General features: G+C 63.2%; 16 protein-coding genes and 2 tRNA genes. 10 read left to right on the forward strand and 8 right to left on the reverse strand.

What is annotated here, in order from left to right; genetic code table 11:
- Positions 1–383: 383 nt before the first annotated feature.
- The 3 genes from deoC (at position 384) to aroA (ending at position 4,521) form a co-directional block, all read left to right on the forward strand.
- Complete coding sequence (gene deoC, locus Q363_RS11885) at positions 384–1,163, forward strand: deoxyribose-phosphate aldolase (RefSeq protein ID WP_084080264.1); 780 nt, start codon at positions 384–386, stop codon at positions 1,161–1,163.
- A gap of 100 nt (positions 1,164–1,263) precedes the next feature.
- Positions 1,264–3,153, forward strand: coding sequence for a SpoIIE family protein phosphatase (locus tag Q363_RS11890; RefSeq protein WP_051978678.1), 1,890 nt, complete (start codon positions 1,264–1,266; stop codon positions 3,151–3,153).
- Positions 3,154–3,198: 45 nt separating this feature from the next.
- Entirely contained in the window at positions 3,199–4,521 is a 1,323-nt protein-coding gene (gene aroA, locus Q363_RS11895; RefSeq protein WP_035350355.1) for a 3-phosphoshikimate 1-carboxyvinyltransferase, read from the forward strand.
- A 16-nt stretch (positions 4,522–4,537) separates the two neighbouring features.
- Here the strand turns inward: aroA and Q363_RS11900 are convergent, their stop codons facing one another.
- The 8 genes from Q363_RS11900 to Q363_RS45420 all read right to left on the reverse strand — a co-directional run bounded on the left by Q363_RS11900 (position 4,538) and on the right by Q363_RS45420 (position 10,916).
- Positions 4,538–5,689 (reverse strand): glycosyltransferase family 9 protein, encoded by a 1,152-nt coding sequence (locus Q363_RS11900; RefSeq protein WP_035350357.1) that lies wholly within the window; start codon positions 5,687–5,689, stop codon positions 4,538–4,540.
- 40 nt (positions 5,690–5,729) lie between these two features.
- On the reverse strand, positions 5,730–6,254 hold the full coding sequence (locus tag Q363_RS11905) for a bifunctional nuclease family protein (RefSeq protein WP_051978679.1): 525 nt from the start codon (positions 6,252–6,254) through the stop codon (positions 5,730–5,732).
- Positions 6,255–6,256: 2 nt separating this feature from the next.
- A complete protein-coding gene (gene miaB / locus Q363_RS11910) occupies positions 6,257–7,690 on the reverse strand; it encodes a tRNA (N6-isopentenyl adenosine(37)-C2)-methylthiotransferase MiaB (protein WP_084080265.1) in 1,434 nt (477 codons plus the stop codon).
- Positions 7,691–8,074: 384 nt separating this feature from the next.
- Complete coding sequence (locus tag Q363_RS11915) at positions 8,075–9,652, reverse strand: hypothetical protein (RefSeq protein ID WP_035350359.1); 1,578 nt, start codon at positions 9,650–9,652, stop codon at positions 8,075–8,077.
- Between the two features lie 289 nt (positions 9,653–9,941).
- Positions 9,942–10,018, reverse strand: a tRNA-Glu gene (locus tag Q363_RS11920).
- A 70-nt stretch (positions 10,019–10,088) separates the two neighbouring features.
- Positions 10,089–10,165, reverse strand: a tRNA-Glu gene (locus Q363_RS11925).
- Between the two features lie 200 nt (positions 10,166–10,365).
- Entirely contained in the window at positions 10,366–10,641 is a 276-nt protein-coding gene (locus tag Q363_RS45415) for a DUF507 family protein (protein WP_035350361.1), read from the reverse strand.
- Positions 10,638–10,916, reverse strand: coding sequence for a DUF507 family protein (locus tag Q363_RS45420; protein ID WP_035350363.1), 279 nt, complete (start codon positions 10,914–10,916; stop codon positions 10,638–10,640). Before Q363_RS45420 ends, Q363_RS45415 begins: the two co-directional genes overlap by 4 nt.
- A gap of 347 nt (positions 10,917–11,263) precedes the next feature.
- Here Q363_RS45420 and Q363_RS11940 point away from each other — a divergent pair, with 347 nt between their 5' ends.
- From Q363_RS11940 to hpnJ, 7 genes are all read left to right on the forward strand, one after another.
- Complete coding sequence (locus Q363_RS11940) at positions 11,264–11,734, forward strand: hypothetical protein (RefSeq protein ID WP_035350365.1); 471 nt, start codon at positions 11,264–11,266, stop codon at positions 11,732–11,734.
- Entirely contained in the window at positions 11,731–13,584 is a 1,854-nt protein-coding gene (gene recJ, locus Q363_RS11945; RefSeq protein WP_245632174.1) for a single-stranded-DNA-specific exonuclease RecJ, read from the forward strand. Before Q363_RS11940 ends, recJ begins: the two co-directional genes overlap by 4 nt.
- An 81-nt stretch (positions 13,585–13,665) precedes the next feature.
- The gene (locus tag Q363_RS11950; protein ID WP_051978680.1) at positions 13,666–14,907 is read left to right on the forward strand and encodes an efflux RND transporter periplasmic adaptor subunit; all 1,242 of its coding nucleotides are present in this window, start codon (positions 13,666–13,668) and stop codon (positions 14,905–14,907) included.
- Positions 14,908–14,910: 3 nt separating this feature from the next.
- On the forward strand, positions 14,911–15,888 hold the full coding sequence (locus Q363_RS11955) for a tetratricopeptide repeat protein (protein ID WP_035350366.1): 978 nt from the start codon (positions 14,911–14,913) through the stop codon (positions 15,886–15,888).
- A gap of 54 nt (positions 15,889–15,942) precedes the next feature.
- Complete coding sequence (locus tag Q363_RS11960) at positions 15,943–17,274, forward strand: TolC family protein (RefSeq protein WP_035350367.1); 1,332 nt, start codon at positions 15,943–15,945, stop codon at positions 17,272–17,274.
- Entirely contained in the window at positions 17,271–17,594 is a 324-nt protein-coding gene (locus tag Q363_RS11965) for a hypothetical protein (RefSeq protein ID WP_035350368.1), read from the forward strand. Before Q363_RS11960 ends, Q363_RS11965 begins: the two co-directional genes overlap by 4 nt.
- A gap of 63 nt (positions 17,595–17,657) precedes the next feature.
- Positions 17,658–19,136: a hopanoid biosynthesis associated radical SAM protein HpnJ gene (gene hpnJ / locus Q363_RS11970; RefSeq protein WP_035350369.1), complete on the forward strand. Its 1,479-nt coding sequence runs from the start codon at positions 17,658–17,660 to the stop codon at positions 19,134–19,136.
- Position 19,137 lies beyond the last annotated feature (1 nt).

Here is a 19,137-nt window from a genome sequence, read left to right on the forward strand (position 1 = left end):
AACCCCCGCATTTTGCCCGTAGCGCCACCAATCCCGGGGACCATCAAAAACCTTGTCAAGTCCCAGAAACCCTCAAACCACTCATCCCAAAAGAGATGCCAAGTGCCGATTAATTCCCCGCCACTTGATATAATCAAGTCAGCAGAGGAAAAGCCCTGGAGCCCCATCCAGGGCTTTCTCATTGCGCATAAAAATACGCATTATCAAGACTTTGCACGAAACCACGCAGTATTTTCAATAACTTAGCACCAAAGTACCACGCTAAGTATATTGTTTCGAATACTTTGCACAAAATTGACGGGAAGGCTAACCCTCCCACTGCCAGACTTAACCACCTTGTGATAGAAACAGACCGGCCCGGAACCAGGGTCCAAAGGAGAAACATGAGCAGCCTGTCGCACCCGGAACCACAGACCTTCGACGCAAACACCTTCGCCGCTCACACCCTCTCCTCTCCCCAAAACCTCGCCGCCATCCTCGACCACACCCTGCTCAAGACCGACGCCACCCGCGCCCAGGTCCTCCAGCTCTGCCACGAGGCCGCCTCGCACCGCTTCGCCTGCGCCATGGTCAACCCCACCTGGGTCCAGCTCGCTGCCTCCGCCCTCCAGGGAACCGGCATCCCCGTCGGCGTCGTCATCGGCTTCCCGCTCGGTGCCACCCTCTCCGCCTCCAAGCGCGACGAGACCGCCCGCGTCCTCAAATATGGCGCCCACGAAGTCGACATGGTCCTCAACATCGGCCTCCTCAAGTCCGCCACACACGCCGACTACGAGGCCGTCAAGCAGGACATCCGCGGCGTCGTCGAGCTCGCCCACGGCGCCGGAGCCATCGTCAAGGTCATCCTCGAGACCTGCCTTCTCACGTTCGAAGAGAAGCTCCGCGCCTCCGAGCTCGCCCTCGCCGCCGGGGCCGACTTCCTCAAGACCTCTACCGGCTTCTCCACCGGCGGAGCAACTGTCGACGACATTGCCCTGCTCCGCGGAGTCGCCGGAACCCGCGCCGGCGTCAAGGCCTCCGGCGGAGTCCGCTCCCTCGCCGACGCCTCCGCCATGCTCCACGCCGGAGCCACCCGCATCGGCGCCAGCGCCAGCGTCAAGATCGTCTCCGAACTCTCCGATCGCCAGCCCGAATCCTCGCCGGCCCCATCATCCGGCTACTGATGCGGGCGAGCCAGAATCCTTCCGGGATACACCAGAATCCATTCTGGAAGAGAAAACGTGAACTCCCCACAGCCCGTCAGTAGTATCATCGCCTCTTCCCATGTCCACAGCCGACAAACAGCGACGTGTAGCCTCCCCCTCTGCGCCGGCGGCCCCCCAGGCCACCGCCTCTGAGCACGCCTTCGAAGGAGACTACCGGCCAAGCGCCGACGAGGCCGCCGTCGGTGCACAGCCGTCCAACATCCGCGTCGAACCCGTCCACCAGGTCGACTTCCTCCACTCCCTCGCCGACGCCCTCAACACCACCCTCGACCTAAACACCCTGATGCACCGCGTCGCGGACCTCGTTCGCGCCGTGATCGACTACCGCATCTTCGCCATCCTCCTCATCAACGACCGCACCCAGGAGCTCTGGATGCGCTTCCAGATTGGCCATACCGCCGAGGTCGAGCGTGCGCGCATCAAGATGGGCCGCGGAATCATCGGACAGTCCGCCCTCCAGCGCAGGACGCTCCGCGTCGACGACGTCTCCAAGGACGAGCACTACATCCCGGCCAACCCCAACGTCCGCTCCGAGCTCGCCGTCCCGCTCATCGTAAAAAATCGCGTCATCGGAGTCCTCGACATCGAATCCGAGATTCCCGGCTTCTTCACCGCCGAGCACCAACGCCTGCTCGAGCTGGTCGCCTCGCGCATGGCCATCGCAGTCGAAAACGCCCGCCTCTACACCCGCGTCTCGCGCCAGGCCCAGACCCTGACCGTGCTCAACGAGATCTCCCGCGAGATCACCAGCATCCTCGACCTCGACGATCTGCTCGAGCGCATCGGCCAGCTCCTTAAACGCGTCATCGACTACCACATGTTCGCCATCCTGCTCTGGAACGAGCGAACCCAGCAGTTCGAGCACCGCTTCACCTCCCGCTACGGAGAGCGCGTCTTGCGCGAGCGCAACGTCTCGCTCGGCCAGGGTCTCATCGGAACCGCCGCCCAGCTCCGCGAGCCCATCCTCGCCCCCGACGTCTGCAAAGACCCCCGCTACCTCGAGGCCAGCCCCGAGGTCCGCTCCGAGCTCGCCGTGCCGCTCATCTATAAAGGTCAGGTCATCGGCGTCATCGACCTCGAGCACACGCGGGTGAACTACTACAACGAGGACCATCAGCGCACGCTCTCCACGCTCGCGGCGCAGGTCGGCATCTCCATCGCGAATGCCCGGCTCTACCAGCGCATCCACGAGGAAGAGCAGCGCATGGAGCGCGACCTCGAGATGGCCCGGAAGGTCCAGCTCCGCCTGATGCCGCCGCAGCCTCCGAAGCTCGATCGCGCCGAGTTTGCCGCTCGATTCATGGCGGCGCGCTCCATCGGAGGCGACATCTACGACTTCCTCGACTACGGCCCGGGCCGCATCGCCCTGGCCATCGGCGATGTGAGCGGAAAGGCTGCTCCGGCGGCACTCTACGCCGCGCTCGTCAGCGGCATCCTTCGCTCGCTGGCCACGCAAAACCTTTCACCCGCAGCCCTGCTGGCCGCGCTCAACGACCAACTCCAGGAGCGCAGGCTCGACTCCCAATATGTGACGATGCTGATCGCCATCTGGGACGACTCCAACCAGACCCTCCAGATCGCCAACGCCGGCTCCGTGCAGCCGCTCTTCGTCTCTCTCACCTCCACCGGCTCCAGAACCTTGGTTGACGTGAAGACCATCCAGGCCGAAGGCTTTCCCCTCGGCCTCTTCCCCGACGTCGAATATGAGGAGTTCACCCTCTCCACCCGCACCGGCGACCTGATCGTCTTCTTCTCCGACGGCATTCCGGACGCAGAGAACGCCACCGGCGAGATGTTCGGCACGGAGCGACTCGTCAAGGTCCTCAAGTCGCTCCGCCAACCCACTGCCGCCTCCGCCGTCCATGCCATCCTCGACTCTGTCTCTAAGTTTCAGGCAGGAACCGAGCACTTCGACGACGAGACGTTAGTCCTCCTCCGCGTCCTCTAGTGCCAGCTGACGCTCTTCCACGGTGAAGGCGTTAGGATAGAAGTAATGTCCTCCATCACGACGCAACAGACTTCGACCTCTCCCACGCCCCAGATTGTTGGTCCAGCTCGCTCCTTCCAGGGATCGGTGACGGTTCCCGGCGACAAGTCCATCTCGCACCGTTACGCGATGCTGGCCGGGCTGGCCGAGGGAACGACGCGACTGAACAACTTCTCGACCGGAGCCGATCCGCACTCGACGCTGGGCTGCATGGAGGCGCTCGGCGCCAGTGTCGTCAAGGCCGGAACTTCGATTGAAGTGACAGGCACCGCGGGCGCATTGCAGCAGCCCACGGGCAATCTGGACTGCGGCAACTCCGGCAGCACGATGCGCATGCTTGCGGGGATCATCGCTCCTCACCCGTACACCTTCACGCTCATAGGCGATCACTCACTGACGATGCGGCCGATGGAGCGAATCCGCAAGCCCCTGGCGGCAATGGGGGCCCGAATTGACCTCATCGACGGTCATGCCCCGATGACGATCCACGGCGGCCCGCTCAAGGCAATCGACTTTGAGACGCCGATTCCGTCGGCACAGGTAAAAACCGCCGTGCTCTTCGCCGGCCTGCAGGCCGAAGGAACGACCAGCCTCTCGGAAGCAGTCAGGACCCGCGATCATTCCGAACACGCGCTCAGGGCCTTCGGCGCTACGCTCACGCGCAAGGGGGAGAGGCTGAGCATCGCCGGCGGCCAGCGGCTCACGGGGATCGACGCAACGGTTCCCGGAGACATCTCCTCGGCTGCATTCTTCCTCTCCGCTGCCCTGCTCTTCCCGGACTCGAACCTCGTGCTGGATTCCATCGGCATGAACCCGACGCGGGCGGCGCTGCTCGATGTCATCGCGACGCTCGGTGGAAAGATCAAGGTCCTGATGGTGGAAGAGCACAACGGCGAGATGATCGGAACCATCCAGGTGAATCGCTCGCCCGAGGGCCTGAAGGGAGCGCAGATCGCGGGAGCCTTATCAGCTCAGCTTATCGATGAACTTCCCGTGCTGGCCGCCATCGCGCCCTACACGCGTGATGGTGTGACGATCCGCGATGCAAAGGAGCTTCGCATCAAAGAGTCCGATCGTATCGCCCTGGTTGCGAAGAACCTGAAAGCGATGGGAGCTGAGCTGACCGAGTTCGAGGACGGCCTGGCAATTCCGGGCAACCAGCAGCTTCATGGCGCGGAGATCGACTCGGGAAGCGATCATCGCATCGCGATGGCGTTTGCAATTGCCGCTCTGCGAGCGACGAGCGAGAACGTGATCCATGGCGCCGACGCGGCCGCGATCTCGTTCCCGGAGTTCTTCCAGTTTCTGAACGAACTCGCCCAGCGATAGCCTGAACCTAAAATAGTTAGAGGTGATCGACCGTGGACGTGCCGGCGGCGGCGCGCTCGGCGCGGCTGGCGGCACAAGGCGGGTATAGCGTGAGCAGCTCTTCGAGAGCCACGATAACATCCCCCGCATGAACCTCGTCCAGTTGGTAGTTCGGCGGAATGTCGTCGCGATCCTCTCCGCGGAGGATGCGTACCTGCGGGAGCCCGAGCGGAAGCCACTCGATAGGCCGCTGCCAAGAAGGACCGATGACAACCATCGGCACTCCCACCGCGCGGCCAACGTGCATGGTTCCCGTGTCCAACGAGACGGCGGCATCGCTGATCGCAAGCAGCGCAGCCAGCTCGGTGACTGATGTTCGACCAGCCAGTGAAGCGCCGATGCCTCCTGCGGCCTGACGAATCTGGTCGATAAGTTCACGATCGGCGCTCGTCCCAACGTACGCGACAGCGCAGCCGAGGACCTCGTGAGTGTGCCGGATCACCTGCGCGAAGCGGCTGGTGTGCCACCCGGTGCGCTGGCCTCCGCTGTTCTGGGTGACGAAGAGGACGAGTGGGCTGTCCTCGGGGTTGGCGATGCGGACGAGTGACTCGGCGGCGGCAAGATCGGCCGGTGAGAAGTAGACGCGAGGCTCGATGTGAGTGGGCGGCGCGCCAGCGAGCGAGGCGAGCTGGAGGTTGTTGCCTATGAGACTTCGCTGGAGATCGTAGGCGAGCGGACGATGGTAGAGGGCGCGATGGATGGTGAAGCCTCCGCGCGTCGCGGGGCCGGCGAGCAGGGCGAGCGCGGCGATGCGGGTGCGCTGGTCGGAGGCTCCGGTGAGGATCAGCGACGGGCGGACGGAGCGGCGGGCAAGCTCGGCGCCGAGGACGCTCGCGGCGGAGCGGGTTGTGGCGAGTGGATCTGGGGTCTCGATGAGGTGGTCGAGGAAGGGATGGTTGCGCAGGAGCGCGAGGCCGAGGCCGCGGGTCGCAACCGTGAGGGTGCTTGAAGGGTTTGCGCGCTTGATCGCCTCATAAACCGGCGTGAGATGGACGCAGCAACCGAGCGGAAGCATGTATTCGAGGATCAGGATGCTCTCGGGAGAGGATGCAGGAGCTGGGCGAATGAGGCGTTCGGCGGAGAGAAGGGCGCGGGCCGAGAGGCGTATGGCGGTCTCTTTCAAAGGCATTCGTTGGTCGTGCTCGCTGATCCTGTGATTCGGGGGGAAGCTACATCTTATAGCGGCCCATCTCGTCGTCGTTGAGGTTCTCGAGCCAGCGGCGCATCTCGTCGGCGTTGACGGTCTGGGCACCGGCGGCGGCCTGGCGTGAGTTCTCGAGGACCTCGCGGTTGACGTAGATCGGGCAGTCCCAGCGCAGGGCTAGCGCGATGGCGTCCGACGGGCGGGCGTCCATGGCGACGGTCTCGCCTGCGTGGTCCATCCAGATGACGGCGTAAAAGGTGTCCTCGCGCAGCTCGGAGACGACGACCTTGCGGACCTCGGCGTTCAGATTGCGCGCCATGTTCTGCATTAGGTCGTGGGTCATCGGTCGCGGCGTCGCCGTCTTCTCAAGCTCGAGCGCGATGGCATTGGCCTCGAAGATCCCCACCCAGATGGGCAGCACCGTATCGCTGGCGATGTCCTTGAGGACGATGATGGGCATGTTGGTGACCGGGTCCATCATGAGGCCGCGAATCTGCATCTCGACCTCGTCGGGGGCTTGCGTCGCGGATTGGGGAGCCTGGGCGATCATCTTCAATTCAATACGACGAGGGGTTGGGGTTGAATGGTGGCCTGAAAGGGTACCGCACCCGTCACAGCTTCGCCAATAAGGCAGTTTGGCATCGTTTTGGTGATGTAGATCGGAAGATAGCTTCCAATCGGCGGCTCGGGCGTTCCTGCCGTAAGGGTGAAGTTGACGGTCTTGTTCTGGGACGAGCGGCCTACGATCTGGCCGCGCGCCGGGTTGTAGCTCTCGACCATCACCTCGACGGTCTGGTTGAGGTGGCGGGCGTAGTGCTCGCGCTGGATCTCGCGCTGGCGGTCGTTGAGGATGCGCAGGCGCTCCGTCTTCACCTCGTCGGGGATGATGTCGGGCATCGTCACGGCGGGCGTATTGGGCCGGGGTGAGAACTTGAAGGCGAAGACGGCGTCGTACCGGACGGCGCCGAGCAGCGTAATGGTCTCCTCGAAGTCGGCTTCGGTCTCGCCCGGGAAGCCGACGATCATGTCACTGGTGATCGAGATGTCGCGCTTGGCGCCGTGAATCCAGCTCATCCGCTCCAGGTACCAGTCGCGTGTGTATTCGCGTGACATCGCGTGCAGAACGGCGGAGGAACCGGACTGGACCGGAAGGTGGATGTGGTCGCAGATTGTTGGTGTCGCGTCGATTGCTTCGACGATGTCGCGCGTGAAGTCGCGGGGGTGCGAGGTGGTGAAGCGGACCCGCCTGATGCCCGGGATGCTGCCAACGGCGGTCAGAAGCTCGGCGAAGCTGAGGCGGCCCGAGGGGTCGCGCCAGCTGTTGACGTTCTGGCCGAGGAGCTGGATGTCGGTGAAGCCCTGAGCGGCCATGCGGCGGGCCTCGACGAGGACGGAGGCCGAGGTGCGGGAGCGCTCCTTGCCGCGCGTGTAGGGCACGACGCAGTAGGCACAGAACTTGTCGCAGCCCTCGATGATGGTGATGTAGCCGCGGTGCGGGTTGGAGCGGACGGTGAACTCGGTGTCGAAGGTCTCGTCGGTCTGGCGGTCGTCGAGGCCGGTGATTCGGGTCTCGCCGGCCTCGAGGCGCTGCAACATGCCGGGCAGGTTGCGGTAGGAGGCTGAGCCGGCGACGATCGAGACATAGGGGGCGCGCTCGAAGATGCGCTCGCCCTCCTGCTGGGCGACGCAGCCGATGACGGCAAACTTCTTACCCTCGCCCTGCATGCGCTTGTATTCATTCAGCCGGTGGAAGACCTTCTGCTCGGCCTTGTCGCGGATGGAACAGGTGTTGTAGAGGATGAGGCCGGCCTCGGCCTCGTCGGAGACCTGGGTGTAGCCTTCGTGCTCGAGGGTGCCGATGACCTTCTCCGAGTCATGGGCGTTCATCTGGCAGCCGAAGGTCTCGATATAAAACGTCTTGCTCACGGGAACAGTATATCGTTCGGCGCCGTCTTCCCTGCCGGGTTGTTCTGTAAATGCCGTCATCTGCCTTGATCCACCCCCTCCCTGCCAAATGTGTGCAAACTATTCAAACGAGAGAATATAGCCGGGTACTTCGGTACGGCGTGTTCTCCATGTTACGTGCAAAGACGAAAGCCCGGCTCGTGAAGCCGGGCTTTGCTTTATTCCTGATTTAAGAATAGCAGGTCGTGTCAAGGTGTTCGCTGAAAAGGCGGACTTTTTGCTTTGTTTATAAGGAGATAGCTAGTGGGTTGCCAGGTCGGGCCTTCATTCAGCCCTTGGGTTTCGCGTTTCCCTTACCCTGGGAGTTGCCCCCATGCGGGTATGGGTCGGGCCTTTGGCCCTTGGAAGCAGGCTGGCAGAAAGCAGCGCCTTCGGCGCCTGGGCGAAGAGAGGAAGGAGCACCCACTATGGCGCGAGCGTGTAGACGTCGAATCGTTCGAGGGTGGAGGGCTGACGGCGGTACTGCGACCAGGCGGCAGCGAAGGCGGGACTGCGCTCGAACCACGCCAGGAGGTCGATGTTCTTGCCTTCGAGGCCTTGGCAGGTGCTCTCCACACGGCAGCGCTCGACGAGGACGACCTTGGGGCGCCACCGGTTGAGATCCTCGGTGGTCTCACGGCGCTGGAGATCGGCCAGGTAGGCGACGGTCTCGGGCGGCAGGCGCTTGAAGGGCGCCGAGGGATTTTTGGCGCCGGTCTCGTTCTGCAGGATGGCTGGGATGAGCCAGAGATGGGCGAAGCGGCCTCCCCAGTCGAGATGAAAGTAGTAGGCGCTGGCCAGAGGCACCACTCCGGTAGAGATGGCATAGACCGTAGTGGAGGGCGGCAGGCGCGAGAAGACGGGGTCCACTTCGGTGTAGACGTGGTTGGGAAGCTTCGCGTTGAGCGGGCCCGAGAGGCCGCAGAGGAGAAGAGCGGCGGCGGAGAGTCCGGTGAGGCGTCGTGCCCGGGAGAGCCGCCCGAAGTATGGAGAGAGCAGATCGATGCCGAGCCACGTGATGGCGAGGAGAAGAAAGGCCCGGTAGGGATACCGATGATATTGCCAGTCGGTGTGCTGAAGGTCATAGGCGATGAAGGCGGCGAAGCTGGCAAGTAACAGGCCGGAGGAGGTCGCCGGATCGCACAGACGCCGGCGGAGGAGATACCACGCGATGAAGAGGATCCCGATCAGAAGGAGATATACGCTGGAGTTGACTGCGAGGGCGAGGGTGGTGGAGGTTCCGAGCCCCCAGTAGGTGTCGAAGAGCAACGGCAGCGTGCGGGTGCGGTAGCGCGGCGTGGCGACCAGAACGAGAAGAAGGATCAAGATGCCGGTCGCGGCGAAGGAGATGATCTGCGGTGAGAGGATACGGCGGAAGCTGCGTGTCTGGATGGCGCGAAGGAACTCAAACGCGAGGACGACGAGGATGAAATGGGGCTTAAGCCAGACGGCGAGGCCGGCGCAGGTGCCGATTACACACCGCTCCCAGAGTAAGAGACGCGAGGGATCGGGCGCGGTCGAGGCCAGGAGATAGGGCAGCAGTAGGATGACGACGAGGTGCTCTCGCTGGCCGAAGTCGTAGCCGCCGACGGCGAAGAGAACCATGACGGTGAAGCAGCCGAGGAGTCCGAGCGAGAACGCGTTGGTAATGGCCGAGGAGCGGGTGCGATAGACGATAGAGGTGCACCACAGAGTCGCGACGAGGACCATCGCCGCGACGATCACGCGAAAGACAGCCCCCGGAGCAAGATGGAGACCCTGTGCCAGGAGTAGAGGGACGGCCGAGAACCAGATGATGACGGGCGGATTGGTCTCGGAGAGGCGGGGGCCGTAGATCTCGTCTCCGCCGAGGAAGCGCTGCGCTTCAAAGAGGCAGGTCGTCTGGTCGTGGCCGACGCGGTTAGAGTACTGGCTCACAAAGAACGAGAAGAAGAGCGCCAGAATGCCGGCGAGGATGACGAGTGCAGGGAGATGGTTTCGCGCGTACGAGACGGCTGGGTTCATGGATAAGGGCCGAGTTGTGCACTGAGCTGGCTGGGCGCCCACTTGAAGCTTGGATTGCAAACAGGGAACTTCTGGTTGCCGCGAACGTCGCACCAGCGCTGCTATTCGGTCTCGGGGCGGTCTCGGTCCACTCTACGGACTGGACCAAGGGGAGAGCTTTCAGGTCCTCGACGACGGCCTTCAGGGTGGAGGCGTGTGTGTGGAGGACTCGAGGACGGCCTGGACGATGGAGGTTCTAAGGTATTGGCGGACCGGAAACGATTCAGGTAAAGGGGGAAGGGACCGGAGGTGGTAGCGCCAACGGGGATCGAACCCGTACTCTCAGCCTTGAAAGGGCCGCGTGTTAACCGATTACACCATGGCGCCAGCAGGGGATGCCGTCACTTCCACTATATGCTGTTCGCAGGGCTGCGACGAAGTTTCTGAGAGGAAGGCTTGGTAGCGTTACCGGGGCTCGAACCCGGACTCTTCGCCTTGAGAGGGCGACGTGTTAACCAGTTACACCATAACGCCATGACAGAGATAGCTCTCTGTTGCGATGAGTTGATTATAGCAGGAAATATCTGCTGACTGGACTGGCTCGGGGCCAAATTTTGGATGTCCTGCTGTGGAAGGTTTCGCTTTGCTTTGAGTCCTGCCGCTTCATGCGAACGACTTCGATTCTTCCCCTTCGGCTTCCCTCAGGGTCAGAATGACGACCGTGTGCGATAGAGCTAGATGCCGAGCTTCTTGACCTCGTCGTTGTAGTACTTGCGGTAGAGGATGTCCCACTCCTGGGAGCCTTCGAGGATGATCTTGCGCTGCGAGGCGATCTTCTGGCGGGCGGCGGCGTCGATCTTGGTCTCCTCGAGGAGAAGCTTTTCGAGAGCCTTGCGGGCCTCCTGCCGGATGGTGTTGCGGTCCTCGAGGAAGTCCACCTCGGGAATCTCGGCCAAGGTGTCGGCTACGGTGTGGGCGAGCTTGTTGAGTTTGTCGCGGGAGATTCTCACAGCACCGCCTTGTACTTGCGAGCAAGCTCGTTTTTGACCTTCTTGAACATCTCCGGATAGCTTGCGCCGTGCTTGCGCATGTCATCCTGAAAGGCCTCGAGGATGACCCGGACCTCGTCGTTGATGCGGTCTTCGAGCGCCAGTTCATCGACCATGGCTGCCGAGACCCGCTCGTCGACCAGGGCAGGCTTTTCGGTCTTGATCATCTTTTGTGCGATGAGGTGCTTTACGGTCTGGCGCGCCAGATACCCTACGTAATCTTTAGAGAAGATCATTGACTTGAAACCGAGACCGATCCGTTGAGTTTAACTCGACTATAACATGCAGATGTCAACCGGCCGACAGTGGTGTCTCTACTTCCGCTTGCCCCCGTTGCGGTGGGGACAGCTCTCGGAGTTGATGCAGGATTCGGGCAGGCGCGGCGCTCGACGGGGCGGCCCCCAACAAGGTGCTCCTGGACGATCTCGTCGACGTCGTGCGGATGGACGTTGCCGTACCAGACGGCCTCGGGTGGTGCTCGAATAAAGACATCTGGGTACGATTCTACCGGCGCGGAGAGGTTGCGGGCGTGTCGAAACCATGAGTGCAGGGGAGGGAGTTTTTTTGAGACAATAGTCTTTCGATGCAATCAGACAATCTCATCTCGCTCAAAGACGACATGGTGGCCTTCATCGCCGGCCACGGCATGCGAAGGATGAACGGCTATATCTCCGAAGATGTCCCAACGGTGCTGTTCGAGGAAGAGAACCCCGACGGCTGGAAGGACTTCGTGGAGCTGGCGAAGGCCTCAGGCGCGCCGTTTCTGACGATGAGCGAGGTGGTGCTCGAGAAGGCGGACATCGCCGTGCTGATCGAGCGGATTCGCGACCAGGTGTACCCGGACGACGAGGCTCCGGAGATCGAAGACGCCGAGCGGCTGGTGCGGCACGTGGGCAAGATCGGCTACCTGCAGCTGGGCTTTGCGCACCAGGGCGTGATGTTTCTGTTCGAGGTGGCGACGGACTGGTATGACAGCTTTCAGGACCTGCTGGAGACGGTGGCGGACCTGGATGGCATCGTCGTGGACGACCGAGAGAACGACGAGGGGCGTTGATCGAAAGCAACGTGGGGATCGAGCGCGAATGGGTGACGTGCGCAGCGGATGACGCTGCCATCGAGCGCGTGATGGCGGCAGTGGGCTGTCCGCGCGGGATTGCTCGACTGCTGGTGGCACGCGGGTTTGTGGAGGAGGCGAAGGTGAAGGCGTTCTTTGCGCCTTCGCTCGACGACCTGTTTGACCCCATGCAAATGCTGGGGATGGCGGCCGCTGTTGAGCGGATTCAGCGCGCAGTGCGCGAGTGCGAGCCAATCCTGATCTACGGCGACTACGACGTCGATGGCACGACCGCCACGGTTCTGCTGAAGACGGCGATTGAGCGCACCGCTCCGAAGGGCAAGCCTGCGCAGGTGCGGTATCACGTTCCGCATCGCATTCGAGAGGGTTACGGGATGCGGACGGGCGTGCTGGCCGATGCCGCGATGGCCGGCGTACGGCTGGTGATCAGCGTGGACACAGGGATTCGCGCGTTTGCCGCTGCGACAGAGGCCAAGGCGCTGGGCCTCGACCTGATCGTGACGGACCATCATCTGCCGGACGACGCGCAGGGAGTTCCGGAGGCGGTGGCGGTGATCAATCCGGCGCAGCCGGGGTGCGGATATCCGTTCAAGGGGCTGTGCGGGGCGGCGGTGGCGTTCAAGCTGGCGCACGCGATTCTGCGCGCGGCGTGCGAGAGCGATGCGGAGCGGCACAGGCTGGAGCGGGCGCTGGTGCCATCGTTCCTGAAGCTCGTGGCGATTGCGACGATTGCGGACTCGGTGCCGCTCGAGGGCGAGAACCGTGTGATCGCAGCGCTGGGACTGCGCGAGCTGCGCAATCCAGTGCAGGCAGGGCTGCGGGCCCTGATGGAGGTGGCACAGATTCCACTGGACCGCGCGCCCACGGCGACGGAGGTAGGCTTCCGGATTGCGCCGCGCATCAATGCAGCGGGACGCATGGATGTGGCGAGCGACGTCGTGGAGCTGTTTCTGACGCGCGATGTCAAGCTTGCCCGCGAGTTGGCCGCGAAGCTGAACCGGCTGAACGACGACCGCAGGGCGACCGAGGCGAAGGCGCTGGAGGCGATCGACGCCCGGCTGGCCGCGCTGCGCGGAGAGGACGGTCACTTCCCTGCCTTGTGCCTCGTCATGGACGACGCGGAGTGGCATCGCGGAGTGCTGGGAATTCTTGCCTCGCGTATCGTCGACCGCACGGGCAGGCCGGCGCTGGTGCTGACGCATGAGGATGGGCATGCGCATGGCTCGGGGCGCTCGATCGAGGGTTATCACCTGCTGGACGCTCTGACGGCCACGCACGGAGATGGCGAGGTGTTCACGCGATTTGGAGGGCACGCGCACGCGGTGGGGTTCTCGCTGCCGGTCGAGCGCATGGCGCTGCTGCGCGAACGCATGGAGCGCCACAGCGGCGAGCTCCTGGCGGCGGAGCTGCTCGCTCCTCCGATGGAGTGCGATGTGGAGATGAGGCTGGAAGAGCTGACGCCGGAGTTTTATTCATGGCTGGAGCGCTGCGGTCCGTTTGGCATCGGAAATCGTGAGCCTCTGTTGATGACTCGCGACGTAACGCTTGCGCGCGACGTACGGATGATCAAGGAGAGGCATGTATCCATCGAGGTCGACTGCGGAGGAGCGCGCTTCTCCGCAGTCGGATGGAGCCGCGGCGGCATGGAGTGGAGCTCGCGGTGCCGGGAGATGGCGCTGACGGCGGGTGCGAGACTGGACCTCGCCTACCGTCTTCGCGCGAAGATGAATCCGTACTATCCGGGGCTGGAGCTTGAGCTGGTGGATGCTCGGATTGCGGCCAGTTCACCCAGAACGATTGCCGCCGTGGGTGTTGTCGACCCGAGGTAAGCTGCCGTATTCCCTGGCGGAAGTAATTTGTCTGGTTCGTCTTGCGCCGCGGCGCGTCTTATATACTAACGGTTCTACCTGATGCCGACGATCGAGACAAGACGCCTCAATCCTATCGCACTGACTGGAACCGTACTGGCGGTCGTCGCCATCGGGATCCTGGGAATACGCGTATTTACCCGCGATGTCGTGGAGATACGCGCCGCAGCTGCGACCCACCAGAATCTGCTGAGCACCGTTTCGACGAACGGACGGGTGGAGCCGATCGAATACTTTCAGGCGCATGCGCCTGCGCCGAGCGTGGTCACGAAGATCTACGTCGACGTTGGCCAGAAGGTAAAGAAGGGCGATCTTCTGATCAGGATGGATGACGCCGATGCGGCCTCGCGGCTGGCCACGGCGCACGCCACGCTGAGCAGCGCCCAGGCAACGGCGAATGACGTGGCTCAGGGTGGATCGCAGGAGGAGCGCATTACGCTCTCAACCGACCTGAACCGGGCGCAGCTGCAGAAGCAGCAGGCGGAAAAGGACCTGGCCGCGTTGAAGCAGCTGCAGCAGAAGGGAGCGGCCTCGGCGGGCGAGGTAGCCTCCGCCCAGGAGCGCCTGGATGCCGCGAACACGACCCTGGCCAACGTACAGCAGCGGCAGACAGATCGTTACAGCGCAACGGACCGGAGCAAGGTACAGGCGCAGTTAGGCGATGCCCGGGCCGCGGTCGCGGCGGCGCAGAACAGCTACGCGAACGCAAATATCCGCACGCCGCTCGACGGCACGGTGTACTCGATTCCGGTCTCGCAGTATGACTTTGTTTCGGCAGGCGAGGATCTGATGGACGTTGCGGATCTCAACCGCATCCAGGTACGCGCGTACTTCGACGAGCCGGAGATCGGCAAGCTGGCCGTGGGCCAGGCGGTGAGGATCGTATGGGACGCCAAACCCAACCAGACCTGGCATGGCCACATCAGCCGCGCACCTTCGACGGTGATCACGTACGGTACCCGCAACGTCGGCGAGTCCCTGATTACAGTGGATGATGCGCAGGGCGATCTTCTGCCGAACACCAACGTGACGGTGACGGTGACCACATCGCAGCGCTTCAACGTGCTCAGCGTGCCGCGCGAGGCTCTTCATACGGAGGGCGCAAGCGACTTTGTCTACCGCGTGGTCCAGGGCAAGCTGGTTCGTACGCCGGTGAAGATCGGAGCCTTCAACCTGACGCGCATGGAGATCGTCAGCGGCCTGACCGAGAAGGACATCGTCGCGCTGAATGCGACCAGCAACCGTGATCTGTCGAACGGTCTTGCGGTCAAGATCGTCGAGTAGTCTATGGCCTTCCCTCTATCCCCGTCTTTCCTGCGTTTAACGATCCTGCTGGGCATGATGCTTGCACTGCCGGAACGTCTGTTTGCCGATGACGCTCAGGCTGAGGCGCTGTTGAAGCAGGGCCGCGTGGACGAAGCGGCGGCGATGCTCAAACGGGCGCTGACGACGGACCCCCACGATGCGCGGGCGCACCAGCTGCTCTGCCGCGTCGATTACGCCCAGGAGATCGCCGAGCCCGCCGTGCGGGAGTGCGAACAGGCGACCCAGGAGGACCCCTCCAACAGCGATTACCAGATGTGGCTCGGCCGCGCCTATGGCCTGAAGGCCTCGCAGGCACACATGATCGTCGCGTTTGGGCTGGCAAAGAAGGTGCACCTTGCCTTCGAGCGGGCGATTCAGTTGAATCCGGCGAACGTGACGGCGATGAGCGACCTCGGCCACTTTTATGTCGACGCCCCCGCGATCGTGGGCGGGGGGCTGGACAAGGCCGAGACGCTGGCCCCGCAGCTGATGGCGAGCTCCCCTGCCAGGGGGCACTGGCTGCTTGCGATGATTGCCAAGAAGAAGAACGACATGGCCACGGCGGAGTCCGAGTTCAAGAGCGCAGTCGCCGCGGGAAAGACGCCGGAGGCCTGGGTCGACCTGGGGCTCTTCTACCAGCAGACGTCGCAGTACGATAAGGCGGTTGCCGCGCTTGATTCCAGCGTGGACGCCAACCGGACGAAGAACGCCGCGCTGGTGGATGCGGCCAGCATTCTTACCGAGATGCACCGGCAGGCGGACCTGTCGGAGAGGTTGCTGCGCGACTATCTGGCCTCGCCGGCGAAGTCCGACGACGCGCCCGCGTTCAAGGTCCATCAGCAGCTCGGCAAACTGCTCGCGCAGCGCGGCGACACCCCCGGGGCGCAGCGCGAGTATGTCGCCGCGGCGGCGCTGGCACCCAACTATGCACCTGCACGCAAAGCAGCGCAGGGGATGTGAGCCGAAAAGCGATACCATGAACTTCACTCGATATCGCAGGAGCTTCCCGGACGAATGATCTCTCCCCTACGCCTCTCCATCGCATTGCTGGTGCTTGTGCTGGCGGAGATTCCGGCGGTGGCACAGATCTCGTTCACGACGGCCGTGGACCTTGCCCTCAAGAACAGCCCCAGGGTGAAGGCAGCCGAGGCCGAGGCCGCCAAGGCACAGGCGGTGCTCGAAGAGATGAACGCCGCCTATATTCCGACGCTGGTTGGCGGTTCGGGGCTGGGCTATTCGTATGGCTTTCCGGTGGGCCAGCCGTCGGTCGTCAACGTCAACTCGCAGTCGCTGATCTTCAACTATTCCCAGCAGGATTACGTTCGCGCGGCCCGAGCCTCATTGAACGCAGCCAATCTTGCGCTCCGCGACGTCCGGCAGGCGGTGGCGGAGGACGCAGCCATCACCTACCTTGCGCTCGATCGCGATCAGCAGCGGCAGGCGGCTCTGGGCGACCAGAACAACTACGCAGCGCGGCTGGTGAGGATCGTTCAGGACCGGCTGGATGCCGGTCAGGACACGCCCATCGACCTGACGACGGCGCGTCTGACGGCGGCACAGATTCGCCTGGCACGGCTGCGCGCCGAGGACGTTACGGAGGCTGACCGGGAGCACCTGGCGCGTCTGACGGGCCTTCCCGCAGCCGGGCTGAGCGTTGTCTCGTCGAGCATCCCCGAGCTCACGCCGCCCGCAACAGATGACGCTCCTCTTGGGCCGATGACGAGCCCCGCCGTGGAGTCGGCCTACGCCGTCGCCAAAGCCAAGCAGCAGACGGCGTTCGGCGACGACCGCTACCTCTGGCGGCCTCAGATCTACTTCGTGGCACAGTACAGCCGCTTCTCCAAGATCAATAATTACGACCTTTACTACTCAAACTTCCAGCACAACAACGCGGGCATCGGTATCCAGATTACCCTTCCGGTCTTTGACGCCGTGCACAAGGCGAAGGCCCGTGAGTCCGCGGCTGATGCCGCTCGCGCGCAGCATGATGCAGAGGCGGCCCGCGATCAGTTTCTCGAGGGCAGGCTGAGGGTTCGCCATGTGACGGCAGAGCTGGCGGCGCGGGCCGAGGTCGCCGGCCTGGACCAGCAGCTCGCCCAGCAGCAGCTGGACGTGATGCTGGTCGAGCTAAACGCCGGCACCGGAAACTCTTCCGCTCAGCAGATGACGCCGAAGGACGAGCAGAGCTCGCGCATCGCCGAGCGCGAGAAGTATCTGGCGTACCTGGAGGCCGGCTTCCAGATGAAGCAGGCCCAGATCAACCTGATGCGTCAGACCGGAGACCTGGAGAACTGGTTGAAATCCGCAGCGCAGTCTCAGGCACTGGATGCATCAAAACCGCAATGAAGAATTGGCCCGCCATCGTGACTGTCCTTGCTCTGCTGCTGATGACAGCGCTGGGCATGGCGATCATCGCTGACTGGCGGCTGGACGGCGACTTCCCCGCGATCCGGCCTAAGTCCAGCGAGATGCAGGTGAAGCAGATGATGGGGGAACCGGGCGAAGTGGATCGGCCGTGCCGCGCCTTTGGTGTTCAGCTGATCGCCAACTGCGACCATGTCTTCGTCTACCGGTCGACCCTGGCTCCACTGCGCGGTAAGCACTGGCTGGTCTTCTTCGACCAGAACAATCAGGCGACGGCAACCTCCACGGAGACAAAGCCATAGCCCCCACAGGGGGCAATTTGACGCCCTCCGAACCGTTACCGAATGGTAAAATGGAAGTTGATCATGCCCCTGAAGACACTGTTTCTAAACCCGCCCTCCTTTGAGAACTTTGACGGCGGCGCCAGCTCCCGTTGGCCCGCTACCCGCGAGATCGAGTCCTACTGGTATCCGGTATGGCTGGCCTATCCGGCCGGTATGCTCGAAGGCTCGCGCCTGCTCGATGCCCCGCCGCACCACGTCTCGGCCGAGGAGACCATCGAGATCGCCAAGGGCTACGAGTTTCTGGTGCTCTTCACCTCAACCGTGGGCTGGGCCGGCGACCACGCTCTGGCGCGTGCCATCAAGAAGGCCAATCCCTCCATTAGGATCGCCTTCGTCGGACCGCCGGTGACCACTGATCCCGATCGCGCCCTGAACGAATGCGAAGTCATCGATTTCGTCTGTCGCCGCGAGTTCGACTTCTCCACCGTCGAGTTCGCCAACGGCAAGCCCCTGAACGAGATCCTCGGCATCAGCTACAAAGACGCCAGCGGCGTCATCCAGCACAACCCCGACCGCCCGCAGGTCGAGGACCTGGACGCCATGCCCTGGGCCACCAAGATCTACAAGCGCGACATGGACGTCACTCGCTACAACGTGCCCTTCCTGCTGCACCCCTACATCGCGCTCTACTCGACGCGCGGCTGCCCGGCGCAGTGCACCTTCTGCCTCTGGCCGCAGACGCTCTCCGGCCACGCCTGGCGCAAGCGCTCGAGCGACGACGTCGCCGCTGAAATGAAGTGGGCGAAGGAGAACTTCCCCGACGTCAAGGAGTTCTTCTTCGACGACGACACCTTCAACATTCAGAAGGCCCGCACCATCGAGCTCTGCTCGAAGCTCAAGCCGCTCGGCATCACCTGGTCCTGCACCTCGCGCGTCACCACCGACCGCGAGACCCTGAAGGCCATGAAGGAGGCCGGCTGCCGCCTGCTGATCGTCGGCTTCGAGTCCGGCGACCCGCAGATCCTCAAGAACATCAAGAAGGGCGCCACCGTCGAACGTGCGCGCGACTTCGTCAAGGACTGCCACGACCTCGGCCTCGTCATCCACGCCGACTTCATCCTCGGCCTTCCCGGCGAGACCAAGGAGTCGATCCGCAACACCATCAACTTCGCCAAGACGCTGGACTGCGAGACCATCCAGGTCTCCGTCGCCCACGCCTACCCCGGCACCGAGTTCTACGACTTCGCCAAGCGCAACAACTTCATCACCAACGAGAAGATGGAAGACGGCGGCGGTCACCAGATGGCGCACATCGAGTACCCCGGCCTTCCCACCGAGTACGTCATGGAGATGGTGCACAAGTTCTACGACGAGTACTACTTCCGCCCCAAGGCCGCGGCCCGCGTCGTCTGGAAGGCCATCGTCAACCGCGATGTTCCCCGCCTCTACGTCGAAGCCAAGAGCTTCCTGAAGCTGCGTGCCGAGCGCAACCGCGCCGCCCGCGCCAAGCGCGAGGAGAAGGCGCTGAAGCAGCAGGAATCGGTGAGCATGAACGCGTAAG

The sequence above is a fragment of the Edaphobacter aggregans DSM 19364 genome (assembly GCF_000745965.1).
GTDB lineage: Bacteria > Acidobacteriota > Terriglobia > Terriglobales > Acidobacteriaceae > Edaphobacter > Edaphobacter aggregans.